Below are 25,832 nucleotides of genomic sequence, written 5' to 3'. Positions count from 1 at the left end.
ACCCTCGCGCCCCCTCACACCAGGACGGGCCAGCGCCGCACCAGGGCCGTCTGCTGCCACCAGGCACCCAGGCCGAGCGTGCGTCCGGCATCACCGAGCGCGAGGGCGATCAGGACGAGCGCGTAGATCAGGTGGTCGTCCATGAAGGGGTTGTTCGCCGGCGGGAGCACGGCGGACCACATCAGCACGAGCAGGAGCGCCCCGGCCACGGCGGCGATCCGCATGCCGATCCCGAGGATGAGGGCGACCCCGATCCCGAGGAGCCCGATCATGAAGATCCAGTCGACCCACGCCTGGCCGGCGAGGCCCTGGTAGAGGTCGGCGAACGGTCCGGCGGTCGCGTGGCCGAGGAAGCCCGCGGTGGGCTGTCCGCCGTCGAGCCAGGCGCCCTCGGGCGGTGTCTCGTGGCCGAGGCCGAAGAGCTTGTCGAGGAAGGCCCACAGGAAGATCCACCCGAGGCAGATCCGGATGACGGCGCCGACGTAGCGCAACGCTCGCCGTGCGGCAGGGGAGGTCCCGGTCGTGCTCTCGCCGACCGTGCCCGCGGACGCGGCCACCGGCGTCTCGTGGCGGCTCTGGAACGTGCTCATGATGACGTGCCTCCTGATGACAGGCCGCCGACAGGTGCGGCGGCACGGGCTGGAGAAACGAAGCTGGTGACGGCGGCCGACCGCGTCCGGTCCACCGTGGCGACCTCGTCCGCCACCTCGGCGAGGGGACGGGGCGGGACGACCTCGACGGGGCATCGCGCGTGCTGGAGCACCGCCCGGGTCACGCTGCCGAGCACGGCCGCGACCATCCGCGAGCCCAGGGCGCCGCCCCCGTGCCGGCCCATGACCAGCAGGTCGGCGCCGTCGGACCAGCGCACCAGGGTGTCGGCGACGTTGGCGTACTCGACGTTGCTCTCGTGGGCCACGCCGGGGTGCGCGCGGGCGGCCGCCTCGATCAGGCCGTCGATGATGTCGTGCGCCTGGACGCCCCACTCCTGCTGGACCGACCACTCGTCGACCAGGTAGCTGTAGAAGGGGTCCAGCCGCCAGCAGTGCACGATCTCGACCCGCGCGTCCCGCTGGGCGGCGACGGCGAACGCGTGCTCCAGCACCTCGGCCGAGGAGCGCGACCCGTCGATCGCCGCCACGACGTGGTGCGAGCCGGGCTTCGGGGCCAGGTCGCGCGGGACGCTCACCACCGGGCACAGCGCGCGAGCGACGACGCCGAACGTGGTGCTGCCGGTGAACATCCGCTCGACCACCGAGGTGGTGCGATGCCCGAGCACGACGAGGCGGGCCCGCTCCCCGGCTGCCGTGAGGACGTCGACCGCAGGGCCGAGGGCCACCTGGAGCCGCGTGCCGACCGTGCCGTCCGACAGCTCCTCCGCCCGGTCCCGGGCGTCGGCGAGGAGCTGGTGCCCGACGTCGACGAGGGGCTCACCGCTGATCAGCGGGAGCATCGGGCCGACCGGGACGATCTCGTGGATCGCGTTGATCAGCCACACGGAGCAGCCGTCACGCTCCGCCTGGCGCACGGCGAAGGCCAGGGCCCGCGCGGACTCCGGCGACCCGTCGATGCCGACCACGATCGGGCGGTCCGAGGGTGTGTGCGGCGGTATGGCGCTCGGTGTGGTGCTCATGGTGGTGCTCCGGTCCCTGGCGTGGTCGTGGGCGTCGTTGCGGTCTCCACGGTGCTCCGGCCGTGGCGCCGTCGTCAGGGCCATGCGCCACCTCCGGCCCGGGACGTTCGGACCTCGGTCCCGGGGACCACCGTCGGTTCAGGTGTCGGTCGAGATCGCGTCGTCGACGCTGCGGCGCCGGGTGCGCGGGGGCGTGGTGCCGTACCCGAGGCGCATGAGCATCTGCGGCGGCGCGTCGAGGGAGAGCGCCTGCCGCAGGTCGTGGCGGGTGGTGGGGTTCTCCAGCACGGTGGTCGCGAACGACGCGCGGACGAAGTAGGTGGTGGCCACCAGCAGCAGACGTTCGAGGGCCTGGCCGGCCGCGACCCAGTCGCGGGGCGTGTCGCCGGCGGTCACGAGGACCGCCATCGTCGAACGCTGCTCGAACCGGGCGTTGCCGGCGCTGGCGAGGAACCGGCGGACCGGTGCCTGGTCGTCGAACGTCCACGGGCCGAGCAGGTCCTGCGGGATGCCGTCGCGGCGGTCGGACGGCACCGCCGTCCAGGCCTTCTCCTCGTCGCGGGCCGTCGCGTCCTCGGCGGCCAGCGCCTCGGCGCGCCGCACCAGGGACATCACCTTGGCCCGGACGGGTTCCGACGGTTGCACGAGAGGCAGCAGCGCGCCCTCGTCGTGGGCGGCGACCTGCATCGCCTGCAGGACGTCGGCGTCCAGCGGCTGGTCGTCGAACGGGCTGCGCGTCGTCGCACGGCGGGCGATCGCCACGGCCAGCTCGAGCTCGTCGATGTCGGGCTCGAGGCCCGGCAGGAGCTCGATCGTCGCGACGAGGAGGCGGTCCTCGCGGTCGGGCAGCACCGTGAGCACCGGCGTCAGCGACTCGCGCCGCGCCGCCATCCGGACGTTGAACAGGAACGCGCCGCAGCTGATGAGCATCTCGCGCCCGTGCGGGTCGCTGTGGCGCAGCTGCCGCGCCGGGTCGGCACGCACCGTGATGCGGTTGCCCCGGACCGTGACCTGCCACGGCTGCGTGTTGTGCACGCTCGGCGCGTGCGCACCCGCCCGCAGGATCCGCTCGATCCTGGCATCGAGGAGCTCCATGACCCCACCGTCCTCGCAGCGCTCGGCCGGCACCGGCCGTCGGGCGACGATCGGGGCGGCGCCGCCGGGGAGTGGCGGCGCCACCTCGCCAGCAGACCAGGGCACAGGGCGTCCCCGGTAGGGCAGGACGGCCCGGGCCGCCTGGTCCTTCGCCTCTGGTCGGTCCGCCGTCGGGCCCGCACGGTGGTGCCAGGGGGACATCCCGGCAGCACGACCGGAGACGAGGTCCGATGACCACGAGGGACGAGCGCATCGCGCGCATCGTCGCAGCGGGCTGCCGCGCGCCGAGCGTCCACAACACGCAGCCGTGGTCGGTGCACGTCGAGGACCACCGCCACCTGACGGTGCGCGCCGACCCGTCCCGGCAGCTGGACCGCTGCGACCCGCAGGGGCGGGAGATGTTCATCAGCTGCGGAGCATTCCTGCTGAACCTGCGCGTGGGTGCGGCGCACGAGGGCCTCGACGCGCACGTCCAGCTCTCGCCCGACCCTGACGACCTCCTGCTGGCGGCGCGGGTCACGCTCGATGACCGCGGTGCGCCGAGCACCTTCGACCCGGCCCTCTTCCGCGCCCTCACGAGCCGTCGCACGGTCCGTGGCAGTGCGGCCGCGCGGCCGCTGCAGAGCCCCGACGTCGAGCGACTGCGCCGGGCCGTCGTGCTCGAGCACGCCGACGTCGTCCTTCTCGGCCCGCACGACGCGGCCCGAGGCCGCCTGGTGTCGGCCATGCGCAGGGCGGAGGCGCTCGCGCTCGGCGACGACGCCCTGCTCGCGCAGGACCGGAGCTGGCTCGGCGTCTCCCGGGACCGTGTCGACGGGGTGCCCGTCGACGCGATGGGCGGGTGGTTCCGGGAGTCCGTCGTCGATCAGCACTCCCTCGACCGCGACGTCGCCAGCGGGGCGCGCACCTTCGAGACCGGCGCCACGAGCGCCCTCCTCACGACCCCGCAGGACGGGCCGCGGCACTGGCTGGTCGCGGGCCAGGCCCTGGAACGGATGCTCCTGGTCGCCACGACACGCGGGATCCAGGCATCCTTCGCGACACGCGTGCTGGAGAACCCCGCGACGCGTGCCGAGGTCGAGCGGGCGTTCCACCTGGACTCCCGTGCGCAGGTGCTGCTGCGGTTCCGGTACGGCTCGGGAGCGCCCTTCACGCCGCGCCGCGAGCCCGACGACGTGATCCGCGCGGGCTCTCACGGGTCCCACGACCAGGGTGCGGCGCCGGACCGGGACGAGACCCGGACCGGGAGGTCCTCATGAGGTGGTCGCACGATGGATCTTCACGCCACGGGACTCCACACGATGGGCGTTCCCGCGGCGGGATCCCCGCGGTCCTCGCGCTCGCGTGCGCGATCGTCCTGGCAGGCGGGGGCCTCGTCCTCGGGCTCCTGGTCGCGGCCCCTCACGACGCGGGGACGGGGTGGACGTCGCAGTCCATGATGGTCCCGGCCCGCGCGGGAGGGGGCATGCTCGGGCCACCGGCGGGTGCCGGCGGCACCCGGCGCGGCGACGTCGCGGTCCAGGGCCAGCAGGTCCGGCAGATGCAGAGATGGCTCCGGCAGTGGTATCCCGAGCAGCCCGTGGCGCAGTACCGGCCGATGATGCGCGACCTGACCAGGCTCTCGGGCGAGGACCTCGACCGCGCCTTCCAGCGGGACATGGCGCAGATGCGTCGCTGGCTCGTGCAGTGGTCCGGGCCGACCTCCGGCGGCTGCCGAGCCTGGCGTGCAGGACGGGCCCTTCCGCCCGTCCACGAACCGGCAGGAGGTCCACCGTGCTGGCCGCCGACATCATGACCACCGCCGTCGCCACCATCGGGCCGGACGACCGGGCCGAGGACGCCTTGCGCGCTCTCGGCGACCGGGCGATCACGGCCATGCCCGTCGTCGACCACGACGGCCGTCTCGTCGGGATCGTCAGCGAGGGGGACCTGCTGGCGAGCGGCGTCGCCCGGGACCCCAGGTCGACGCTGCGCCGGGACGCCGCAGGGGACCGCGGGCTCCCGTGGCCCACCGTCCGGGTCGGAGACGTGATGACGCGCCCGGTGGTCACCGCGGTGCCGAACCAGGACGTCGCGAGCCTCGTCGGCACCATGCTCGCCCGCGGCATCCACTCCGTGCCCGTCGTCCTCGGTGCGCGTGTCGTGGGGATGCTCAGCCGCAGCGACGTCGTCCGCGCGCTCGCGCGCACCGACGCCCAGATCGCCGCCGACGTGACGGCTCAGCTGCGTGGCGCCGGCCTCGACGGGTGCACGTGCGCGGTCGAGGACGGCACCGTGCGCCTGGTCGGCGGCTCCGCCGCGGACCTCCGGCTGGGGTCGTCGCTCGCGCGGACCGTCGCGGGGGTCCGCGCGGTGGTCACAGACTCTCCGGCCAGCTCTTGAGCACCTCGCCGAAGCGTTCCAGCACGAGCGGCGCGTGCCTCGGGACGCCGGTCAGCGGGACGACCTCCACCGGGGTGCCGGCGTGCCCGAGAGCGGCTCGCGTCGTCGGGCCGAGGCGCCCCAGGTGCTCGAGGTCACGCCGACGCCGGGCGAGCACCAGGACGTCCGCGCCCGCGGCGGCGTCGACGAGCTCCTGGGCCGGCCTGCCCGGGACGACGCCGATCTCGACCTCGACGTCCGGGAAGCTGTCCCGCCAGTCGGCCACGGTCGACTCGAGCAGCCGGGTGGCCGCCACGACCCACTCCCCGGTCACGGCCCGCTCGCGGTCCAGGGCCGCATAGGGGTCGGGCACCTTCCACACGTGCCTCACCTGCAGCAGCGCGTGCCGGGCGGCGGCGAGCGGGAACGCGTACGCCAGGACCTCTGCCGACGCGGGCTCGACGCCGACGAGGACGCGGCCGCGCTCCGAGGGCTGCCAGTCGCGGTCGACGACGGCGACGGGCACCGTCGCGCGCGCGGCCACGCCCGCGGTGGTGCTCCCGACGTACACCCGGTCGATCCCGTGCCGGGTCTCACGGCCCAGCACCAGGAGGCTGCCCGGCGCGGCGGCGGCGACGAGCTCTGCCACCCGCCGGCCCTGGCGCAGCACCCCGTCCACGCGGAGGTCCGGTGCGGACTCCCGCGCGGCGGCGACCGCCTTGTCGAGGATCTCCCGCGCCACGTCGACGAGGGCTTCGCGCGGATAGTTCATGTACGGCATCGAGCCTCCCACCGGCAACGTGGCAGGAGCGACGTGGACGACCCGCAGGTCCGTCCTGCGTCGTCGTGCCTCGTGGACGGCGTACCGGACGGCGCCGGCACTGCGCTCCGTCCCGTCGACGGCGACGACGACCGTGGCCGGGTGTTCGGCGGCGTTCATGGTGTGGTCCTTCCTGAGGGTCGGGACGGCCAGGCGGCCGACCGCACGTCGTCAGGGACCTGGGGAGCGTCGACGGCGCTGTCGACGGGATGCCCCGACCTCGACGTCGAGGTCGTCCCCTGTCCGGTCGCGGTCACGCGTGGTGGGCGGTCCTGCTCTCGCTCGTCCACGGTCGTGTCCTCTCCGCTCGAGGTCGTCCGTCAGCCGTGCGGTGCTGCTGCACCGCGCAGGTCACGTGCGGGTGCGACACCTCCACGGTGGCACTGCCGGGGCCTCGCGGACAGTGCCGTTGGCCCCCCGCGGGCGGGCCGCAGTACCTGACGTGACCCGGTCCGAGGACCCTGTGCCGTCAGCCCGCCCGGCCGGGACGACCGGGGTGGGGGCGGCCTGGACGAGCTCGCCCCCGCCCGCGTGCCGCGCACCGTGGCCACGGTCGGCGCCGTGGGGCTACTGTCATGAACGGGCCAAGACGCGGCCTGCCGGGGTCACCCACGCGAGTGGAGGACGGACGATGACGACGGAACGACTGGCACCGGTCGGGCAGGGTCTGTCGCGGGGTGCGCGCTGCAGCATCGGCCGGTACCGGTACGACGTGGCTGCCGACCGGTGGTGGTGGTCGGACGAGGCGTTCCGCATCCACGGCTTCGAGCCGGGCGACGTGGTCCCGACCACGGCGCTGCTGCTGGCGCACGAGCACCCGGAGGACCGGGACCACGTCCGCCGGGTCCTCGAGCAAGCTCGAATCTCTGGCGAACCGTTCGCCAGCGTGCACCGCATCATGGACGCGAGCGGCACGGAACGCACCCTCGCGATCGTCGGGGAGGGGCGGCACGACGGCGGCGCCGGCGACGTGACCGAGCTGACGGGCTTCTTCGTCGACATGACCGCCCCCGTCGCCCTGCGGGCCGACGCCCGCGCCAGCGCGAGCATCCGCGCGTCAGCGGCGAACCGCGCCGCGATCGAACAGGCCAAGGGGATCCTGGCGCACGTCCTGGGGGTCGGCATCGACGAGGCGTTCGACGTCCTGCGTCGGGCGTCCAACCTGGCGAACGTGCCGCTCCGCGCGCTCGCCCACGACATCGTCGACCACCTCACCGACGGCGACGGCGACGGCGACGCCCCGGTGGTCGCGGAGCTGCTGCGCCAGGTAGCGGGCGCACCGTCTGACGACGAGGAGGCCCGATGAGGGCGTTGACCATCGTGCCGCAGAAGGAAGGCTCGCTCGCGGTCACGGACGTGCCCGAGCCTCGGCCCGCCGACGGGGAGCTGCTCGTCGACGGCATCGCCGTGGGCGTCTGCGGCACGGACCGCGAGATCGCCGCCGGCGAGTACGGTGCACCACCGCCCGGGCAGGACCGGCTCGTCCTCGGCCACGAGTCCTTGGGCCGGGTCCGCAGCGCGCCGGAGGGCAGCGGGTTCACGGCGGGCGACCTCGTCGTCGGGGTGGTGCGCCGCCCCGACCCCGAGCCGTGCGGGGCCTGCGCCCGGGGACAGTTCGACATGTGTCGCAACGGCCGGTACACCGAGCGAGGGATCAAGGAGCTCGACGGCTATGCGAGCGAGCGCTGGGCGGTCGACCCACGCTTCGCGGTCCGCCTCGACCGCGCGCTCGAGGACGTCGGGATGCTGCTCGAGCCGACCACGGTCGTGGTGAAGGCATGGCAGCAGGTGCAGGCCGTGGGGTCGCGCGCATGGTTCGAGCCGCGCACGGCGCTCGTGACGGGAGCGGGGCCGATCGGCCTGCTGGCGGCCATGCTCGGCGTGCAGCAGGGCCTGGAGGTGCACGTGCTCGACCGGGCCACGGACGGACCCAAGCCCGGCATCGTGGCCGACCTGGGGGCCACCTACCACGCCGACCCGGTCGACGAGGTCGCCGCGCGGATCCGCCCCGACGTCGTGATCGAGGCGACCGGAGCCACCTCGGTCGTCTTCGACGCGATCGCGGCCACCGGGACCTATGGCGTCACCTGCCTGACGAGCGTCACCTCCGCCGGCCGTCGGCTGCGCATCGACGCGGGCGCCGTGAACCGCGAGCTCGTCCTGGAGAACGACGCGGTCGTGGGCTCCGTGAACGCCAACGTCGACCACTACCGCGGCGCCGTGCAGGCGCTCGGACGAGCCGACGTCGGCTGGCTGCGTCGCCTCGTGACCCGCCGCGTGCCCCTCGAGCACGCGACCGAGGCGTTCACCGCGCACGACGACGACATCAAGGTCGCCATCGACCTCCGAGACGCCGGGGCGTGATCGCCGTCAGGATCGGCACCCGACCCTGACAGACCGCGTCCCGCTTGCGACCAGGGGCACAGCGGCCACGATGGCGTGGAGCTGTCGTCGTCTTCCAGGAGGTGCTGGTGCCAGAGCGCGGACTCCTGGCGGGTGAGGTCCGCGAGCGGTGGCATCGTGCCTGGGTGCTGCACCCGCGTCTGTCCATGGCGCTGCGCGGGGCGGTCGCCGCGGCGCTCGCCTGGGTGGTGGGGACGCTGATGCCCGCCCCGTGGTCCGAGTTCCCGTACTACGCGCCGCTGGGGGCCGTCGTCGCGACGACGAGCACGCTGGCGCGGTCGGTGCGTGAGTCGGTGCAGACCGTCGGCGCGTTGCTGCTCGGTGCGGCGATCGCCGTCGGCACGGACGCCGTGCTGCCGCCGGACGCCCTGTCGATCGCGGTCGTGGTCGGCGTGGCGCTGCTGTGCGCGGGCTGGCGCGTGCTCGGGGAGATGGGGTCGTGGGTGGCGAACTCGGCGATCTTCGTGCTGATCCTCGGCCAGGGGGAGAGCACCGAGTACATCGGCGCGTACGCCGGCCTGGTGGTGGTGGGCGCGGCCATCGGCATCGGGGTCAACTTCGTGCTGCCGCCGCTGCTGCTCACGCCGTCCGACGTCGCGCTCGACGCGCTGCGCGACTCGCTCGTGGGGGAGCTCGACGACCTCGCCGGCTGGCTCGAGGACAAGGGGCCGCTCGAGCCCGAGGAGTGGGAACGTCGACGGCGCGCGCTGTGGCCGACCGTCGAGGGCGCGCGGGGGGCGGTCACCCGCACCGGTGAGGCGAGGCGCGGCAACCTGCGCGCACGGCGCTACGGCGACCGGGTCACGACGCAGGCGCGTCGCGCCGAGGTGCTCGTCACGACGGCAGAGGTGGTCGACGAGCTCGTGCGGCTCCTCGCCGGCTGGGAGGTCGCCGACCGGGAGCAGGTCCCGCTGGGACCCCGGTTGCGTCCGGAGCTCGCCGCGACGCTCCGCGCCTTCACCGCTGCCCTGCGGGCCCCCGGCTACGACGACCCGCAGGCCGCGGCCGACGTCTCGCACCCGACCGCGGCGGAGCGGTTCGACCACGCCGTCGACGAGCTCCGCGACGAGGTGCGCCGGGCCAGCGCACGGTCGGGCGGCGACGACCACCTGGTGGCGAGCGCGCTCGTCGTCGTCCTGCGACGCGGTGCCCAGGTCCTGCAGACCTGAGGGCGGCAGGGGTCCGGGATCGTCTGGGCTCGCGCCGCGTCGGCGAGCGTGCACCAGGGGGTGCCGTCAGACTCGCCCGATGACGAGCACAGCCACCACCGGGTCGACCGGCCTGCGCCGCGCGGTGACCGCGCCCCTGCTGTACCTGTTCATCCTGGGCGACGTGCTCGGGGCCGGCGTCTACGCCCTCATCGGGGAGATGGCGGGCGACGCCGGCGGCCTCGTCTGGCTGTCCTTCCTCGTCGCGCTGGCGATGGCGATGCTGACGGCCTTCTCCTACGCCGAGCTCGTCACGAAGTACCCCCGGGCGGGCGGCTCGGCCGTGTTCGCCGAGAAGGCGTACGGCAGCCCGCTGGTCGCGTTCCTGGTCGGGTTCTGCATGCTGTCCGCCGGCATGGTGAGCGCCGCCGGGCTGTCGCTGGCCTTCACCGGCGAGTACCTGGCCGCGTTCCTCGACGTCCCGCAGGTGCCCGCCGCCGTCGTGTTCCTGCTGGTCGTCGCGCTCGTCAACGCGTGGGGCATCAAGGAGTCGCTGCGCGCCAACGTCGTGATGACGGTGATCGAGTCCGCCGGCCTCGTGCTCGTCATCGTCCTGGGTGCGTGGGTGATCGGCCGCGGCGACGCGGACCTCAGCGGGGCGTTCACCCCGCCCGAGGACTCCACCGTGGGCCTGGCCGTGCTGGGCAGCGCGCTGGTGGCGTTCTACTCGTTCGTCGGTTTCGAGACGTCCGCGAACCTGGCCGAGGAGGTCCGGGACGTCTCCCGGGTGTATCCGCGTGCACTGTTCGGAGCCCTCGCGACCGCCGGGGCCGTGTACGTGCTCCTCGGGTTCGTGGCCCCCGCCGTCGTCGCCCCGTCCGAGCTCGCCGAGTCCTCCGGACCGCTGCTGGAGGTGGTCCGCGTCGCCGGCTTCGTCTCGCCGGAGCTGTTCGCGGTCGTCGCGCTCATCGCCGTCGCCAACGGTGCCCTGCTCACCATGATCATGACGAGCCGCCTCGCCTACGGGATGGCGCACCAGGGCCTGCTGCCCGCGGCGCTCGGCCGGGTGCTGCCCGGCCGGCGCACGCCGGGCGTCGCGATCCTGGCGACCACGGCGGTCGCCGTCGTCCTCGCGGCGACGGGAGAGCTGGTCGACCTGGCCTCGACCGTCGTCCTGCTCCTGCTCTTCGTGTTCCTCTCGACCAACGTCGCCGTCCTGGTGCTGCGCCGGGACCACGTCGAGCACGACCACTTCCGCGCCCCGACCGTGCTGCCCGTGCTGGCGGTCGCCTCGTGCCTCCTGCTCCTCACCCAGCAGGAGGCGCAGCACTGGCTGCTGGCGGCCGCGCTGCTCGCGGTCGGGGTCGTCGTCTTCCTCGTCACGCGTCGCACGATGCGGGCCCGGGCCTAGCCGTACCGACGCGGCCGGTGAACGCGCCCGGTGGGCCGGGAGTTGCGAGCACGGCCCGTCTTGGCACGGTGGGAGGAGGTCCAGCAGGGGGCCGCACCCTGCCGCCGAGTCCGGCGGCCGAGCGCCGGTAGCCCGGCGAGCGGAGGAACCATCATGGCGACCGGAGAGACTGGATTCGACGACGTCACCTACGACCTGATCTCGGTGCAGTACCACGCGCTGAAGGCGGGCCACGACTACGGGCAGTACGTCCGCGACGCCCGCAACGCGGGCAAGGACGACATCGCGGAGTTCTTCGAGCGGGTGATGTCCGAGGACTCGGCGCGTGCCCAGCAGTGCCACCGTTTCATCGCCGAGCTCACGGGGGACGGCGGCACGTCGGCGACGTCGCCGCAGGGCGGCACGGCCTGACCGACCTGACCGACGGGGAGATGCCGCAGACCTGAGCGCACGCACGTCGCAGGAAGGAGACGACACGGTGGTCTCGACCGACCGGATCGCCGAGCCGTGGGGGACCCGGACCCCCTACGGCCCGGGCGAGCCGTGGCCCACCCGGGTGGACACGTTCCTCGACGACGGCGTCTCGCCCGGCGACGTCGACCGCTGGGTGCAGTCCGCGACGCTGCTGCACTCCAACGGGGACGGCCTCGACATCGCGGTGAAGGACGGCCGCATCGTGGGGGTGCGGGGGAGGGCCGTCGACCGCGTGAACCACGGTCGCCTGGGTCCGAAGGACCTCTTCGGGTGGCAGGCGAACGCCTCCCCGGACCGGCTGACGCGGCCGCTCGTGCGCCGCGACGGCCGTCTCGTGGAGGCGACGTGGGACGAGGCGATGGGCCGGGTGGTCGGCCGGACGCAGTCCCTCCTCGACGAGCAAGGTCCCTCCGCGATCGGCTTCTACACCTCCGGTCAGCTGTTCCTGGAGGAGTACTACACGCTGGCGCTCGTCGCGCACGGGGGGATCGGCACCAACCACGTCGACGGCAACACCCGGCTGTGCACGGCGACGGCGGCCGAGGCGCTCAAGGAGTCGTTCGGCTGCGACGGGCAGCCCGGCTCCTACACGGACGTGGACCATGCCGACGCCATCGCGCTCTTCGGGCACAACGTGGCCGAGACGCAGACGGTGCTGTGGTCCCGGGTGCTCGACCGCCTGGCGGGCCCACGGCCCCCGCAGGTCCTGTGCGTGGACCCGCGCGCGACCCCGGTCGCCCGCGCGGCCACGGTCCATCTCGCGCCCCGCCCGGGCACCAACGTCGCGCTGATGAACGGGCTGCTCCACGAAGTGCTCGCGCACGGGTGGGTCGACCGGGCGTACGTCGACGCGCACGCCGTCGGGTTCGACGAGCTGGAGCGGCAGGTGGCGGACTACCCGCCCGAGGTGGTCGCCCGGATCTGCGACGTCGCGGCGGACGACCTGCGGGCCGCCGCCCGCCTGGTCGGCACGGCCGAGCGGCTGCTGTCCACGGTGCTGCAGGGGTTCTACCAGTCGCACCAGGCGACGGCCGCCGCCGTGCAGGTGAACAACCTGCACGTCGTGCGCGGCATGCTCGGGCGCCCGGGGGCCGGGATCCTGCAGATGAACGGCCAGCCGACGGCGGAGAACACCCGGGAGTGCGGCGCCGACGGCGACCTGGCCGGGTTTCGCAACTGGTCGAACGACGCGCACGTGGCCGACCTCGCGCGCGTGTGGAACGTCGATCCGGCGGACATCCCGCACTACGGGCCGCCCACCCACCTCATGCAGATGATGCGGTACGCGGAGGAGGGGTCGGTGCGGATGCTCTGGGTGCAGGCGACCAACCCGGCCGTCTCGCTGCCCGAGCTCGCGCGGATCCGGTCCGTGCTGTCCCAGGAGCGGCTGTTCCTGGTGGTCCAGGACGCCTTCCTGTCGGAGACGGCACAGCTGGCCGACGTCGTCCTGCCCGCCGCGACCTGGGGCGAGAAGACCGGGACGTTCACCAACGCCGACCGCACCGTCCACCTGTCCGAGAAGGCCGTCGACCCGCCCGGGGAGGCGCGCCCGGACCTCGACATCTTCGTCGACTTCGCACGGCGGATGGACCTGCAGGACAAGGACGGGCGACCCCTCGTGCCGTGGACCGGGCCGGAGGAGGCCTTCGAGGCGTGGAAGGAGTGCTCGCGGGGTCGGCTCTGCGACTACTCCGGCCTGTCGTACGCGAAGCTCCGGGGTGGCAGCGGCATCCAGTGGCCGTGCACCGACGACGCGCCCGACGGCACCCAGCGCCTGTACGCGGACGGCGCGTTCTGGGCCGACCCGGACCGGTGCGAGAGCTACGGGCGCGACTTGGTCACGGGCGCCCCGCTCGAACCCACCGAGTACCGTGCCCTCAACCCGGACGGCAAGGCCGTGCTCAAGGCGGCGGAGTACCTGCCGCCCGTCGAGGAGCCCGGCGAGGACTTCCCGCTCTGGCTGATCACCGGGCGCACGCTCTACCACTTCCACACGCGCACCAAGACGGGGCGGGCCCCTCAGCTCCAGGACGCCGCGCCGGACGTGTGGGTCGAGCTCTCCGCCACCGACGCGAGTACGTACGGCCTCGCGGAGGGCGACCTCGCCGAGGTGACCACGCCCCGCGGCAGGGTCGAGGCTCGCGTGCGGGTGAGCGGCATCCGCCCGGGCGTCGCCTTCCTGCCCTTCCACTACGGGTACTGGGACCTCGGCTCCGCAGGGCCCGGTGCAGGGTCGGGTGCAGGGTCGGGTGCAGGGTCTGATGGCAGGCCGGGCGAACCACCGGGCCGCGCCGCGAACGAGCTCACCATGACGGCCTGGGACCCCGCCTCCAAGCAGCCCCTCTTCAAGACGGCCGCGGCCGCGGTCCGCAGGCTCCGCGGCGGGGACGGGTCGCCGTCCGCCGCGCCGACCACCACGGGCTCCGCGCCGGTCGCCGGTGACGTGCCGCCCACCGCCGGCGGCGTCCGCGCCCTCAGCGACGAGGACCTCTCCGCGACGACGGACGGAGCACGATGAAGATCGGGCTGGCACTGCGCGGGCTGCACGCGTCCGAGGACGACCTCGCGCACGAGCTGCTGCGGGTCGCCGCGCGGCACCAGGCGGACCAGGAGCTGTTCCACACCGGCCGGCTCCTCGCGCGCTGGTCGCAGGACCACGTGCGGGCGGTCGCCGCGATCGCGCACCGCTACGGACAGGAGCTCGACCCGGAGCCGCGCGACCGGGCGGACGGGGCGCGCCGCCTGCTCGAGCAGGGCAGCGAGCTGGTGGGCCGCATGCGGTCGGGGGAGCTGCTGGTGCTCCGCGACCTGCGCGAGACCGCCATGAAGGCCTACGGCGTCTCGACGGAGTGGGAGATGGTCGCGCAGGCCGCGCAAGGCGCCCGGGACCCCGACCTCCTCGCCGTCTGCCAGCAGTGCCACCCGCAGACGCTGCGCCAGCTGCGATGGGCGAACGCGCAGATCAAGGTCCTGTCGACCCAGGCGCTCCTGGCCTGACCGGCCGGTCCCCGTCCCGCCGTTGCCCGGTCAGCGACCCGCCAGGGCCCGTGCCAGGGACGCCTTGCCTGCGGGACCCCACTCCGGTTTGCCGCCGGGCAGTCCCCGGTCCCCGTTCTGCCCCATCAGCAGGAGGAACAGGCTCTTCATGACGGCGAGCCCGCGAGCCCGGCGGACGGTCGCCTCGTCCGCGCGCGGGTAGCCCTCGAAGAACCGGGCGGCGCCGCCTGCTGGAAGCAGCAGCCACGCGGCCGCCAGGTCCCAGGCCGGGTCGCCGGCGAAGAGGGCGCCGAAGTCGACGACGCCCGCGAGGGTGCCGTCGCGCACGACGACGTTCGCGGGGTGCAGGTCCCCGTGCACCCAGACCCGCGGGCCGTCCCACGCGGGAGCTGCGACCGCGTCCTGCCACACCGCGCGGACGTCGACCTCGGCGACGCCGTCGAGGTCGACGGAACGCAGGAAGTGCTCGAACCCGTCGGTGCACTCCCGGGGGTGCGCGCCGAAGTCCGAGGCGCCGGGGGCCTCGACGGGTGCCTCCACGTGCAGCGCTGCGAGGAAGGCGGCCAGCGTGTCGGCCGCGTGGTCGCCGCGCGTGATCCGGCCCTGGTCCAGCGGCGTGCCCGCCACCCACGTCATTACCGTCCAGACCTTGGGGAACCGCGCGGACGGCGCACCGTCCCGCACCGGCCGCGGGACCGCGAGCGGCAGACGCGGGGCCAGGACGGGCAACCAGCGCCGTTCCTTGAGCTGCAGGTCGGCGGAGGTGTCCATCCGTTGCATCCGGACGGCCAGGTCGTTCCCGAGGCGCCACATCTGGTTGCCCCAGCCGCCCGCGACCTCCTGCACGGGCAGCTCGGCCAGGTCGGGATGCTGCTCGCGCAGCAGGGCACGGACGAGGTCGGCGGTGACCTCGGACTCGGACTCGGGCTCGGTCATGGGCAGCCAGGGTAGCGCCGGCGGCGGCCGAGCCAGGCATGATGGCCGGGTGCCCCGTGACCCCCGCCCCGGACTGCGCGTGACCTCCGCGCTCGTCGTCCCCGAGCCCGAGCTGACGTGGCGGTTCTCCCGGTCGTCCGGGCCAGGTGGCCAGGGCGTGAACACCGCGGACTCGCGGGTGGAGCTGTCGTGGGACGTCGCCGCCTCCAGGGCGCTGACGGACGCGCAGCGTGCGCGCCTCGTCGAGCGGCTGGGGCGCCGGCTCGTGTCCGGGGTCCTCACCGTGGCGTCGTCCGAGCATCGCGCGCAGCTGCGGAACCGCGAGGTGGCGCGGACGCGGCTGGCTGCGCTCGTCGCCGACGCGCTCGCGCCCCCGGGGCCGCACCGGCGCGCGACGCGCCCGACCCGCGGCTCCGTCGCACGCCGCATCGACGCCAAGAAGCGGCGCGCAGGGGTCAAGAAGATGCGCCGCCCGCCCCTGGACTGAGGCGCCCCGCACCCGGGCTGAGGCGGCCGAGCCGAGCGGGCCGAGGGGCTGAGGGGGCCTACCGCGGCGCGGGGCCGGTGCTCTGCCGCACGGTCAGGTGCACGGGCACGGTCTCGTGGGTGCCGCTGAGGTCGACGCCGTCGCGCACCTGGCGCAGCAGCAGGTCGACGAGGCTGCTGCCGATGCGTGCGAAGTCCTGCTCCACCGTGGTCAGCGGCGGCCACAGGTGCTCGGCGAGCGTGATGCCGTCGAACCCGACGACGGACACGTCGTCCGGGACCCGCCGACCCGCCTCGTGCAGGGCGTGCAGGACGCCGGCGGCCGTCTCGTCGTTCGCGCAGAACACTGCGGTGACGTCGGGGTCGGCGGCGAGCGTCGCACCGGCGGCGTAGCCGGTCCGCGCGGACCAGTCGCCGTGCAGCGGCTCGGGGACCTGCCGCCCGGCCTCCTGCAGCGTGGCGCGCCAGGCGTCGATCCGGCTCTGCGCCGGCAGGGAGTCGTCGGGCCCGGCGACGTGGTGCACGGTGCGGTGCCCGAGGTCGAGCAGGTGCTGGACGGCCAGCCGGGTGCCTTCCGTCTGGTCGGCGCGCACGGCGGGATGGGTCCCGACGAACCGCGAGTCGGACACGACCACGGGCAGCTGGGCGGGCAGGGCGAGCGTGTCGGGGGTGGCCGACTCGGCGCGCACGATGACGAGCCCGTCGATGGCCTGGTGGGACAGCCGGGCGACGGCCGCGGAGACGTCGTCGGGGGAGGGGCTCTCGACGTCGACGATCGTCACGGTGTAGCCCTCGGCGCGCGCGGCCTCGACCACGGCCTCGACGGTGCGCGACTCGCCCGTGCGCGCCAGGCGGTGCGCGATCACGCCGATGGTCCGGAAGCTGCCGTAGCGCAGCGCCCGGGCGGCGGTGTTGGGGGCGTAACCGAGCTCCGCCATCGCGGCGAGGACACGCTCGCGGGTGGCCGGCCGGACGTTGTCCAGCCCCATCGAGACGCGCGAGACGGTCTGGGAGGAGACGCCGGCCAGCGCGGCGACCTCCGCCATCGACGGTGCCGTCCGCGAGCGGCCGCGGGGTTGCGCCTGGGGCGCACCGTTCGTGTCGACCATCCCTGCCCTCTCGTGACCTCGGCCGTCGCCCGCGTCGGCGGCGTCGCCGTGCAGGTCGGACGGCGGGGCTTGACATCTCCCGCCGCCTCGCGACACTCTAATGCGGCCAGGATGTTTACGTAAACATTCGGCCCGCACCCTGGGAGTTGCTCCGTGACCGCTGTCGCTCCGGCATCCTCGCCGCCCACCGTGCCCGTGCTGCGCCGCAGCAGCCGGCGCTGGACCGGGTGGGCGTTCGTCGGCCCGTTCATGCTCGTGTTCGCGCTCGTGTTCCTGGCGCCGATCGTCTACTCGCTGTACCTGTCGGTGTTCCGCACGCAGATGGTGGGCGGCACGACGTTCGTGGGCCTCGACAACTACGCGCAGGCGCTCGCCGACCCGCAGTTCTGGGAGGGGCTGGGCCGTGTCGCCCTGTTCCTCCTGGTGCAGGTGCCGATCATGCTCGGCGTCGCGCTGCTCGTGGCCCTCGCCATCGACAGCGGCCGCCTCTACGGCAAGAGCTTCTTCCGCATCTCGATCTTCATGCCCTACGCCGTGCCGGCCGTCGTCGCCTCGCTCATGTGGGGCTTCATGTACGGCACCCGGTTCGGCCTGGTCGGCAACCTCAACGACGCCCTCGGGACCCACCTGCCGAACCCGTTGTCGCCCGACCTCGTCCTGGCGTCGATCGGCAACATCGTGACCTGGGAGTTCGTGGGCTACAACATGCTGATCTTCTACGCCGCGCTGCGCGTGGTGCCGCACTCGCTGTACGAGGCGGCGGAGATCGACGGCGCCGGCCAGTGGCGCGTCATCGGTGCCATCAAGCTGCCCGCCATCCGTGGCGCGCTCGTCATCGCCACGATCTTCTCGATCATCGGCAGCTTCCAGCTCTTCAACGAGCCGAGCATCCTCAAGTCGCTGGCGCCGAACGCCATCACCACGTCGTACACCCCCAACCTGTACGCCTACTCGCTGTCGTTCTCCGGGCAGCAGTACAACTACTCCGCGACCGTGGCCATCATCATGGGCCTGATCACCATGGTGATCGCCTACGTGGTCCAGCTGCGCGGCATGCGCAAGGAGCCGTGACCCGTGTCGACGCTGACCGCCGCCCCCGCCCGGCCCGCCCCGCGCCTGCGCACCCCGCGCCACCACTCCGTCGCCCGTCCTCGGCGCAGCACCCTGCTCACCGTGCTCACCGCCGTCGTGCTGGTGTACTCGCTGGTGCCGCTCGTGTGGCTGCTCGTCAACGCCACCAAGACGCAGGCCGACCTGTTCTCCTCGTTCGGGCTCTGGTTCGGCGACTCCTTCTCCCTGTGGGACAACGTCACCGCCACGCTGACCTACGACGACGGCGTCTTCGTGCGCTGGTTCGCCAACACCGTCCTGTACGTGGTCGTCGGCGCGGGCGGCGCGACCTTCCTCGCCGTCCTGGGCGGCTACGCCCTGGCGAAGTTCGACTTCCCCGGCAAGCGGGGGGTGTTCGCCCTCGTGATCGGCGCGGTGGCCGTGCCCGGCACGGCGCTCGCCGTGCCGACGTTCCTCATGTTCAGCCAGCTGGGCCTGACGAACACGCCCTGGGCGGTCATCATCCCGTCGCTGATCTCGCCGTTCGGGCTCTACCTCATGTGGACCTTCGCCGCCGAGGCCGTGCCGGGCGAGCTGCTCGAGGCCGCCCGGATCGACGGCGCGGGGGAGTTCCGCACCTTCTTCCGCGTGAGCCTGCCCCTGCTCGCGCCGGGGATCGTCACCGTGCTCCTGTTCACCATGGTCGCCACCTGGAACAACTACTTCCTGCCGCTGATCATGCTGCGCGACTCCTCCTGGTACCCCCTGACGCTCGGCCTCAACGCGTGGAACGCGCAGGCCGCGACCGCCGGCGGCGAGGCGATCTTCAACCTCGTGATCACCGGTGCCCTGCTCACGATCCTGCCCCTCGTGGCCGCCTTCCTGCTGCTGCAGCGCTACTGGCAGTCCGGCCTGGCGGCCGGGTCCGTCAAGGAATGACGGCTCGTCCGCCCTGCCCCCTCGCACGACCTTCCGTGACACCCGTCTGACGATGAAGTGAGGACACCCATGAACGCACGATCCCGCCACCTGATCCGTGGCACCGCCCTCGCCGGGGTGCTGGCCCTCGGCCTGGCCGCCTGCGGCTCCGGCGAGGACAGCGGCCCTGGCGGCGGCGACGCCGCCCCCGTGGACACCGCCTCGGTGCTGGAGAAGGGCGGCGAGATCACCGTCTGGGCGTGGGAGCCCACGCTCGAGGGCGTCGTGAAGGACTTCGAGGCGAAGTACCCGAACGTCACGGTGAACCTGGAGAACGTCGGTACCGCGAACGACGAGTACACCGCCCTGCAGAACGCGGTCGCCGCCGGCGACGGCGTGCCCGACGTCGCGCAGATCGAGTACTACGCCGTGCCGCAGTTCGCCATCTCCGAGGCGCTGACCGACCTCGGACCCCTCGGCGCGAGCGACCTGGACGGCACGTTCAGCACCGGCCCGTGGAACGCCGTGCACAGCGGCGACGGCGTGTACGGCCTGCCGATGGACTCGGGCCCGATGGCGCTCTTCTACAACAAGGACGTCTTCGACAAGTACGGCGTCGACGTGCCCACCACCTGGGAGGAGTACCTCGAGGCGGCCCGGACCATCCATGCGAAGGACCCGAAGGCGTACATCGCCAACGACATCGGCGACGCCGGGTTCACCACGAGCATGATCTGGCAGGCCGGGGGGCACCCGTACCAGGTCGACGGCACCGACGTGACCGTCGACTTCGCGGGCGACCAGGGCACGAAGACGTTCACCGACGTCTGGCAGCAGCTCCTCGACGAGGACCTGCTCGCGCCCGTCGGCTCCTGGAGCGACGAGTGGTACCAGGGGCTGGGCAACGGCACCATCGCCTCGCTGACCATCGGGGCGTGGATGCCCGCCAACCTCGAGTCCGGGGTGCCGCAGGGCAAGGGCAAGTGGCGCGTCGCCGAGATGCCGCAGTGGGAGGCCGGGCAGCACGCGTCGGCCGAGAACGGGGGGTCCTCGCTGACCGTGCCGGCCGCCAGCAAGAACGCCGAGCTCGCCTACGCCTTCGTCGACTACGCCACGCACGGCGACGGCGTGCAGACCCGGATCGACGGCGGCGCGTTCCCCGCGACGACGGCCGACCTCGAGTCGGACGCGTTCCGCGGCACCACCTCGGAGTACTTCGGCGGCCAGAAGATCAACGAGGTGCTCGCCGACTCCGCCGCCCACGTGGTGGACGGCTGGCAGTACCTGCCCTTCCAGGTCTACGCGAACTCCGTCTTCAACGACACGGTGGGCCAGGCGTACGTCTCCGGCACGACGCTGACCGACGGCCTCGCCGCCTGGCAGGAGCAGTCCGTCACGTACGGCAACGGCCAGGGCTTCACCGTCAACAAGTGAGCCCGACCGCGTGACCCGGCGGCGGGGCGGAGCGCGCCCCGCCGCCGCCCTGCGCCCGCCGCGCACCCCCGCCACGAAAGGCCTCGTCACCCCATGCCCACGTTCGAGATCGGCGAGCGCGACTTCCTGCTCGACGGACGCCCCTTCCAGGTGGTCAGCGGAGCGCTGCACTACTTCCGCGTGCATCCCGACCAGTGGGCCGACCGGGTCCGCAAGGCGCGGCTGATGGGGCTGAACACCATCGAGACGTACGTCCCGTGGAACTTCCACGCCCCGCAGCCCGACGAGTTCGACCTCACCGGGCGCCGCGACCTGGGCCGCTTCCTCGACCTCGTGGCTGCGGAAGGACTGCACGCGATCGTGCGACCCGGCCCGTACATCTGCGCCGAGTGGGACGGCGGCGGGCTGCCGGCGTGGCTGTTCGCCGACGGCCGGGCCGGGGTGCGCCGGGACGACCCCGCGTTCCTGGCGGCCATCGGCACGTACTACGCCCACCTGCTGCCGGTCGTCGCCGAGCGGCAGGTGACCCGCGGCGGCCCGGTGCTCCTGGTGCAGGTGGAGAACGAGTACGGCGCCTACCCGGGCGTCCCCACCGACGAGCGCGCGCGCTACCTGCGCGCGCTGGTCGACCTGACCCGCGCGCAGGGGATCGACGTGCCCCTGTTCACGTGCGACCAGGCCGACGACGAGCACTTGTCGCTCGGCGGGCTGCCCGAGCTGCACAAGACGGCGAACTTCGGTTCCCGGTCCCTCGAGCGGCTGGCCGTGCTGCGTCGGCACCAGCCCACCGGGCCGCTGATGTGCACCGAGTTCTGGGACGGCTGGTTCGACTCGTGGGGGCTGGAGCACCACGTCACCACCCCGGAGGCCACCGCCGCCGACCTCGACGACCTGCTCGGTGCGGGAGCGTCGGTCAACCTCTACATGTTCCACGGCGGCAGCAACCTGGGCCTGACCAACGGGGCGAACGACAAGGGGACGTACCTGCCCATCACCACGTCGTACGACTACGACGCCCCGCTGTCCGAGCACGGCGCGGCGACCGCGAAGTTCCACGCCCTGCGCGCGGTGATCGCGAAGCACGCGCCCGTGCCCGACGAGGTGCCGACGCCGCCGCACCCCGCCCCGGAGCTCGACGTCGTCCTCGACCGGCGCGTGGCGCTCGACGGCGTCCTGGACCGGGTGTCCGGGCGGCCCGTGCGGACGTCGGCCGCGCAGCCCCCGACCATGGACGACCTGCGGCAGTGGTCGGGCTTCGTGCTGTACGGCACGCGCGTCCGGGCGGACGACGCGGTCCTCGTGGCGCAGGAGGTGCGCGACCGCGCCGTCGTGGCGCTCGACGGCGACCCGGTGGGCGTGCTGGACCGCACCACCCACGCCTGGTCGCTGCCGCTGCCCCGGCGCGCCGGCACGCTGACCCTGCTCGTCGAGGACCGCGGGCGGGTGAACTACGGTGCCCGGATCGGCGAGGCCAAGGGGATCGTCGGGACGGTGCGCACCGCCACTCGCGAGCTCACCGACTGGGAGGCCGTGCCGCTGCGGCTCCACGACGCCCCGGCGCTCCTGGCGGACGGCGACGACTGGGGACCGGCGGGCGACGACGTCGCTCCGGTCGCCGGGCCGTCGTTCCACCGCGGCACGTTCTCGACGGTCGCGGGCGCCGACCACTTCCTGCGTCTGGACGGCTGGACCCGCGGCCTCGCCTGGGTCAACGGTGAACTGCTGGGCCGGTACTCCAGCCAGGGCCCGACCGGCACCCTCTACGTGCCCGGCCCGCTGCTGCGCGCCGACGGCAACGAGCTGGTGCTGCTCGAGCTGCACGGCGCGGCCGCGCCACGAGCCCGGTTCGTCGCGACGCCCGACCTCGGGCCGACGGAGGCCTGAGCGCCATCAGGGCCCCCGACGCGGCGGTGAGGCGCCGCCCGTGCTCCTCTCGCCCCGCGCGACCCGCCGCGCGGACGTAGGCTCGCGTCGCCGGGGGCAGCACGGCGCAGGGTGATCCTCGCCACGACGTGGGGTGGTGCGATGGCGACCAGCGCGCGGGGCACGCGGGACCGCCGTCTGCGCCGCGAGGCGTGGGGCTTCTCGGCGGGGTCGGTCTGCTTCTTTGTCGGGGCGCTGCCCGCCTACGCGGCGTGGGCCGGCGCCGTCGGCACCGGGGCGACGTTCGTCGTGGGTGCCGTCCTGTTCACCGCGGCGGCCGTGGTGCAGCTCGCGCTCAGCGGCCGGCGTCCGCCGGGGCCGGGCACGGCGCCGGCGGACCGGTGGGACTGGTGGTCCGCCGCGGTGCAGCTGCTCGGCACGCTGCTGTTCAACGTGAGCACCACCATGGCGCTGGCGGCGGCCGTCGCGACCCCGGGCGACGTCGGCGCCGGGTGGCGTCCGGACGCGTTCGGCTCGGCCGCGTTCCTCGTCTCGAGCGGCCTGGCTCTGGTCGCGACGGCGGACCGGGGCCGGCTGTGGGACCGCGACGCCCGGACCTGGCACGGCACCTGGCTGAACCTGGCGGGGTCGGTGGCGTTCGCGGCGTCGGCGGTGGGCGCGTACGTCGCGCCGGGCACGGACGCGGACCTCAGCCCGTGGTGGTCGACGACGGGCACGCTCGTCGGTGCCGGCTGCTTCCTCGTGGCCGCGCTCCTGTCGCGGCGCGCGGCGGAGGCGGGTCCGGGGCCGCTCAGCCCTCGCGGGTGACGCGCAGGGCGTCCCCCTCGACCTCGGCGGCGCTCCAGAAGTTGCGGAGCATCTCCTCGGGGGTGAGCAGGGAGTCGCGCTGCTCCACCGGCTCGTCCTCGCCGGCGATGGCCTTCACCTCGTCGTGGATCCGCTCCATCGAGCTGTCGAGGGACGCGGCGACGTCGGCGGCGAGCTTGAGGGAGTCGGTGAGGTGCCGGGGCACGTCGCGCGCGTACTTGTAGTAGATCTTGTGCTCCAGGCTGGCCCAGAAGTCCATCGCGATGGTGCGCAGCTGGATCTCGACGACGACCTCCTCCACCCGGTCCGACAGGTAGACGGGCACCTGCACGATGAGGTGCAGGGACTTGTACCCGTTGGCCTTGGGGTGCGCGATGTAGTCGCGCTCCTCCAGGATCGTGAGGTCGGCCTGGTTGAGCAGCATGTCCCGCACCTTGTAGATGTCCGAGACGAAGCTGCAGGTGACACGCACGCCCGCGACGTCGAACATCCGCTCGCGGACGCCGTCGGGCGTCAGGGGGATGCCCTTGCGGCGGCACTTGGCGACGATCGACTCCAGCGACTTGAGCCGCGAGCTCACGTGCTCCACCGGGTTGTAGTTCTGCATGTGCCGGAACTCGTCGCGCAGGATCGAGATCTTGGTCATGACCTCGTCGATGCCGAACTTGTAGGTGAGCACGAGCCGTCGCAGCTGGTCCACCAGCGTCCGGATCTCAGCGGCCTCGGGGGAGTGGTGCTCGGGGGCGGGCTCGCCCGCGGGTCGGCTGTCGACGTTCTGGCTCACGCCCTCCACGGTAGACGGCGCGGCGCCCCGGTAGGGTCCTGGGCATGGCGACGGTGCTTCCTTTCGACGGTCACACTCCCGACATCCACCCCACGGCGTGGGTCGCCCCGACGGCGACGATCGTCGGGAACGTGCGCATCGAGGCGCACGCCAGCGTGTTCTACGGGGCGGTGCTGCGCGGCGACATGGACGCGATCGTGCTGGGCGAGGGCTCCAACCTCCAGGACAACTGCGTGGTCCACACCGACACGGGCGTGCCCGCGACGATCGGCGCCGGCGTGGGCGTGGGCCACGGCGCGATCATCCACGGCGCGACCGTCCGCGACGGGAGCCTCGTGGGGATGGGTGCCACCCTGCTCAACAACGCGGTCGTCGGCGAGGGCGCGTTCGTCGCGGCCGGGGCGCTCGTGCGCGAGGGGCAGGAGATCCCCGCCGGCCACCTGGCGGTCGGCGTGCCGGCCAAGGACCGCGGGGAGCTCGACCCCGAGGGTGCCGAGCGCGTCCGTCGCAACGCGATCGAGTACCGCGAGCTGGCGGAGCGGCACCGGCGCTCGGTGGGCTGACCTCGTCAGGAAGGGGTGCGCACGACGCCGAACGTCGTGTGCCCGCGGAGGCGGAAGCCGAGGTTCTCGTAGAGCCGGATGGCGTGGGCGTTGTCGCCTGCCGCGTGCAGCATCGCCCGTGCGCCGCGCTCGCGGACGTGGTGGGCGACGTCGAGCACGAGGCGCGTGGCGAGGCCCTGGCCGCGGTGGTCCGGGTCGGTCGTCACCGCGCTGATCTCCGTCCAGCCCGTCGGCTGGAGCCGCTCGCCGGCCATGGCGACGAGGCGGCCCTCGCGGCGGACGCCCACGTAGCGGCCCATGAGGTAGGTGCGCGGCAGGAAGGGGCCGGGCCGCGACCGCTCGACGAGCGCCAGCATGTCCGGCACGTCGTCCGCGCCGAGCACCACGGCCTCGGGGTCGGGACGGGTGCGCAGCGCCTCGGTCTCGACGAGCTGGACCCCCTGGTGCAGGGCGACCCGCTCCCACCCCGCGGGCAGGGCGACGTCGGCGGGCGGGGTCGGGAACTCGGCGCCAGGGCCGACGAGGTCCACGACGGCGTCCCACACGTCCGGCTCGTCCCACGAGCGCACGCCCGCGAACGGCGAGACGTCGGGGGGATAGCGCAGCGCCAGCTCGTTGCCCTCGGCCAGGTGAGCATGCACGCCGGTGAGCGAGGACCAGCGAGGGTTGTCCAGGACGGACTCGGACGCGGCGGGGGCCGGTCCCGGTCGGGGGGCCTGGGCCGCGTCCGTCGGGCCGGTCGGGGTGGTCGTGGTGGTCATCGGTCCTCCTGTCAGGCCGTGGCAGCCTAGACGCTCGCCGCGCCGTCACGACGCCCGTTTCGCCGGGGGCGTGCTGTGAGGTGTGCCGCGCACGGCGGCGCCCCGGCCGGAGACCGGCCGGGGCGCGCCGCACGTGCCGTCAGGCGTCCAGCCGCAGCCGGGCTCCGAGAGCGCCGGCGGCGACGACGGCGGCGCCCGCGACGAGGACCACGTCCTTGAGCACGTACTGGCCCAGCAGGGTCATGCCGTGGCCGAACAGCTCGTCGCCGAAGAGCGCGACCGGGGACAGGATGCCGACCATCGCCACGGCCAGGACGAGGAGGCCCACGCGCAGGAACCGGCCGGACAGCAGGGTGAGACCGATGAAGGTCTCCATGACGGCGGTCAGGAGCACGGCCGCAGCGCCCGGCACCAGGCCGAACGTCAGGGTCTCCACGGTGCGGGCGGCGATCTCCTCGGCAGGGCTGGCGCCGGGGAAGAACTTCAGCACCCCGAAGCCGAGGAACACGAGGCCGAGCGCCACCCGCAGGGCGGGGACCGACCACCGGGTGAGGAAGCGCGCGAGGGCGGTCACGGCGACGTCGGCGCGCAGGGCCATCTGCTCGACGACCCGGCGCGGCCTCGCGACGTCGCGCACGGGAGCGGCCTGCGCCGCCGTCGGGGCCGCGTTGTCGGGGGACGCCGGGGCCGTGGCGGTGCGGCGTGCGGCGGCGTTGCGGTGGGTCGAGGTGGAGACGGACATGGTGGTGCTCTCTTCCGGG

At 73.8% G+C, this 25,832-nt stretch carries 25 protein-coding genes; 16 read left to right on the top strand and 9 right to left on the bottom strand.

Translation table 11 applies throughout. The annotated features are described in order from the left end of the window. Positions 1-14 precede the first annotated feature (14 nt). The 3 genes from ACWGKI_RS04240 to ACWGKI_RS04230 form a co-directional block, all read right to left on the bottom strand. Positions 15-590 carry a DoxX family protein gene (locus ACWGKI_RS04240; RefSeq protein WP_452184945.1) on the bottom strand — a complete coding sequence of 192 codons (576 nt, stop codon included), beginning with the start codon at positions 588-590 and terminating at the stop codon, positions 15-17. Further along, positions 587-1,630, bottom strand: coding sequence for a universal stress protein (locus ACWGKI_RS04235; RefSeq protein WP_452184943.1), 1,044 nt, complete (start codon positions 1,628-1,630; stop codon positions 587-589). Before ACWGKI_RS04235 ends, ACWGKI_RS04240 begins: the two co-directional genes overlap by 4 nt. 138 nt (positions 1,631-1,768) lie before the next feature. After that, the gene (locus ACWGKI_RS04230; RefSeq protein ID WP_452184941.1) at positions 1,769-2,725 is read right to left on the bottom strand and encodes an Acg family FMN-binding oxidoreductase; all 957 of its coding nucleotides are present in this window, start codon (positions 2,723-2,725) and stop codon (positions 1,769-1,771) included. Positions 2,726-2,955: 230 nt separating this feature from the next. On the opposite strand from ACWGKI_RS04230, the gene ACWGKI_RS04225 reads away from it, so the two are divergent. Further along, complete coding sequence (locus ACWGKI_RS04225; RefSeq protein ID WP_452184939.1) at positions 2,956-3,984, top strand: Acg family FMN-binding oxidoreductase; 1,029 nt, start codon at positions 2,956-2,958, stop codon at positions 3,982-3,984. A 514-nt stretch (positions 3,985-4,498) separates the two neighbouring features. Next, a complete protein-coding gene (locus ACWGKI_RS04220; RefSeq protein ID WP_380241284.1) occupies positions 4,499-5,107 on the top strand; it encodes a CBS domain-containing protein in 609 nt (202 codons plus the stop codon). Here ACWGKI_RS04220 and ACWGKI_RS04215 read toward each other — a convergent pair. Then, a complete protein-coding gene (locus ACWGKI_RS04215; RefSeq protein ID WP_452184937.1) occupies positions 5,082-6,026 on the bottom strand; it encodes a universal stress protein in 945 nt (314 codons plus the stop codon). The two genes, ACWGKI_RS04220 and ACWGKI_RS04215, sit on opposite strands and share 26 nt — an antisense overlap. Before the next feature lie 511 nt (positions 6,027-6,537). On the opposite strand from ACWGKI_RS04215, the gene ACWGKI_RS04210 reads away from it, so the two are divergent. The 7 genes from ACWGKI_RS04210 (at position 6,538) to ACWGKI_RS04180 (ending at position 14,339) form a co-directional block, all read left to right on the top strand. Beyond that, the gene (locus ACWGKI_RS04210; RefSeq protein ID WP_452184935.1) at positions 6,538-7,212 is read left to right on the top strand and encodes a PAS and ANTAR domain-containing protein; all 675 of its coding nucleotides are present in this window, start codon (positions 6,538-6,540) and stop codon (positions 7,210-7,212) included. Then, entirely contained in the window at positions 7,209-8,270 is a 1,062-nt protein-coding gene (locus tag ACWGKI_RS04205) for a glucose 1-dehydrogenase (protein ID WP_452184933.1), read from the top strand. Before ACWGKI_RS04210 ends, ACWGKI_RS04205 begins: the two co-directional genes overlap by 4 nt. A 107-nt stretch (positions 8,271-8,377) precedes the next feature. After that, the gene (locus tag ACWGKI_RS04200; protein ID WP_452184931.1) at positions 8,378-9,478 is read left to right on the top strand and encodes an FUSC family protein; all 1,101 of its coding nucleotides are present in this window, start codon (positions 8,378-8,380) and stop codon (positions 9,476-9,478) included. 79 nt (positions 9,479-9,557) lie between these two features. Continuing rightward, complete coding sequence (locus ACWGKI_RS04195) at positions 9,558-10,868, top strand: APC family permease (RefSeq protein ID WP_452184929.1); 1,311 nt, start codon at positions 9,558-9,560, stop codon at positions 10,866-10,868. A 153-nt stretch (positions 10,869-11,021) separates the two neighbouring features. Beyond that, positions 11,022-11,279: an acyl carrier protein gene (locus ACWGKI_RS04190; RefSeq protein WP_380241297.1), complete on the top strand. Its 258-nt coding sequence runs from the start codon at positions 11,022-11,024 to the stop codon at positions 11,277-11,279. Positions 11,280-11,346: 67 nt separating this feature from the next. Further along, positions 11,347-13,860 (top strand): molybdopterin oxidoreductase family protein, encoded by a 2,514-nt coding sequence (locus ACWGKI_RS04185; protein WP_452184927.1) that lies wholly within the window; start codon positions 11,347-11,349, stop codon positions 13,858-13,860. Continuing rightward, a complete protein-coding gene (locus ACWGKI_RS04180; RefSeq protein WP_452184925.1) occupies positions 13,857-14,339 on the top strand; it encodes a hypothetical protein in 483 nt (160 codons plus the stop codon). The genes ACWGKI_RS04185 and ACWGKI_RS04180 overlap by 4 nt, the downstream gene beginning before the upstream one ends. A 30-nt stretch (positions 14,340-14,369) precedes the next feature. Here ACWGKI_RS04180 and ACWGKI_RS04175 read toward each other — a convergent pair whose 3' ends face one another. Then, positions 14,370-15,275 (bottom strand): aminoglycoside phosphotransferase family protein, encoded by a 906-nt coding sequence (locus tag ACWGKI_RS04175; protein ID WP_452184923.1) that lies wholly within the window; start codon positions 15,273-15,275, stop codon positions 14,370-14,372. Between the two features lie 49 nt (positions 15,276-15,324). On the opposite strand from ACWGKI_RS04175, the gene arfB reads away from it, so the two are divergent. Continuing rightward, the gene (gene arfB / locus ACWGKI_RS04170) at positions 15,325-15,762 is read left to right on the top strand and encodes an alternative ribosome rescue aminoacyl-tRNA hydrolase ArfB (protein ID WP_380241306.1); all 438 of its coding nucleotides are present in this window, start codon (positions 15,325-15,327) and stop codon (positions 15,760-15,762) included. A 58-nt stretch (positions 15,763-15,820) separates the two neighbouring features. Here the strand turns inward: arfB and ACWGKI_RS04165 are convergent, their stop codons facing one another. Further along, entirely contained in the window at positions 15,821-16,870 is a 1,050-nt protein-coding gene (locus tag ACWGKI_RS04165) for a LacI family DNA-binding transcriptional regulator (protein ID WP_380241309.1), read from the bottom strand. A 249-nt stretch (positions 16,871-17,119) separates the two neighbouring features. Between ACWGKI_RS04165 and ACWGKI_RS04160 the strand changes: the two genes are divergently transcribed. The 5 genes from ACWGKI_RS04160 (at position 17,120) to ACWGKI_RS04140 (ending at position 22,963) form a co-directional block, all read left to right on the top strand. Next, positions 17,120-17,941, top strand: coding sequence for a carbohydrate ABC transporter permease (locus ACWGKI_RS04160; RefSeq protein ID WP_380241323.1), 822 nt, complete (start codon positions 17,120-17,122; stop codon positions 17,939-17,941). Positions 17,942-17,944: 3 nt separating this feature from the next. Next, a complete protein-coding gene (locus ACWGKI_RS04155; protein ID WP_380241311.1) occupies positions 17,945-18,859 on the top strand; it encodes a carbohydrate ABC transporter permease in 915 nt (304 codons plus the stop codon). Positions 18,860-18,928: 69 nt separating this feature from the next. Beyond that, positions 18,929-20,272 carry an ABC transporter substrate-binding protein gene (locus ACWGKI_RS04150; protein WP_452184920.1) on the top strand — a complete coding sequence of 448 codons (1,344 nt, stop codon included), beginning with the start codon at positions 18,929-18,931 and terminating at the stop codon, positions 20,270-20,272. Between the two features lie 93 nt (positions 20,273-20,365). Then, positions 20,366-22,156 carry a beta-galactosidase gene (locus ACWGKI_RS04145; protein WP_452184918.1) on the top strand — a complete coding sequence of 597 codons (1,791 nt, stop codon included), beginning with the start codon at positions 20,366-20,368 and terminating at the stop codon, positions 22,154-22,156. A gap of 141 nt (positions 22,157-22,297) precedes the next feature. After that, on the top strand, positions 22,298-22,963 hold the full coding sequence (locus tag ACWGKI_RS04140; RefSeq protein WP_452184916.1) for a hypothetical protein: 666 nt from the start codon (positions 22,298-22,300) through the stop codon (positions 22,961-22,963). Here the strand turns inward: ACWGKI_RS04140 and ACWGKI_RS04135 are convergent. Further along, positions 22,947-23,675 (bottom strand): GTP pyrophosphokinase, encoded by a 729-nt coding sequence (locus ACWGKI_RS04135; protein ID WP_452185027.1) that lies wholly within the window; start codon positions 23,673-23,675, stop codon positions 22,947-22,949. The genes ACWGKI_RS04140 and ACWGKI_RS04135 overlap by 17 nt on opposite strands. Positions 23,676-23,791: 116 nt before the next feature. Between ACWGKI_RS04135 and ACWGKI_RS04130 the strand changes: the two genes are divergently transcribed. Then, positions 23,792-24,310 carry a gamma carbonic anhydrase family protein gene (locus ACWGKI_RS04130; protein ID WP_380241319.1) on the top strand — a complete coding sequence of 173 codons (519 nt, stop codon included), beginning with the start codon at positions 23,792-23,794 and terminating at the stop codon, positions 24,308-24,310. A gap of 5 nt (positions 24,311-24,315) precedes the next feature. Here ACWGKI_RS04130 and ACWGKI_RS04125 read toward each other — a convergent pair whose 3' ends face one another. Beyond that, a complete protein-coding gene (locus tag ACWGKI_RS04125) occupies positions 24,316-25,071 on the bottom strand; it encodes a GNAT family N-acetyltransferase (RefSeq protein WP_452184914.1) in 756 nt (251 codons plus the stop codon). Positions 25,072-25,210: 139 nt separating this feature from the next. Further along, positions 25,211-25,813, bottom strand: coding sequence for a DoxX family protein (locus tag ACWGKI_RS04120; protein ID WP_452184912.1), 603 nt, complete (start codon positions 25,811-25,813; stop codon positions 25,211-25,213). Between the last annotated feature and the right edge of the window lie 19 nt (positions 25,814-25,832).

The sequence above is a fragment of the Isoptericola sp. NPDC055881 genome, from assembly GCF_053615895.1.
Note: the sequence above shows the minus strand (reverse complement) of the source record. Positions and strands in the feature narration are given on the sequence as shown.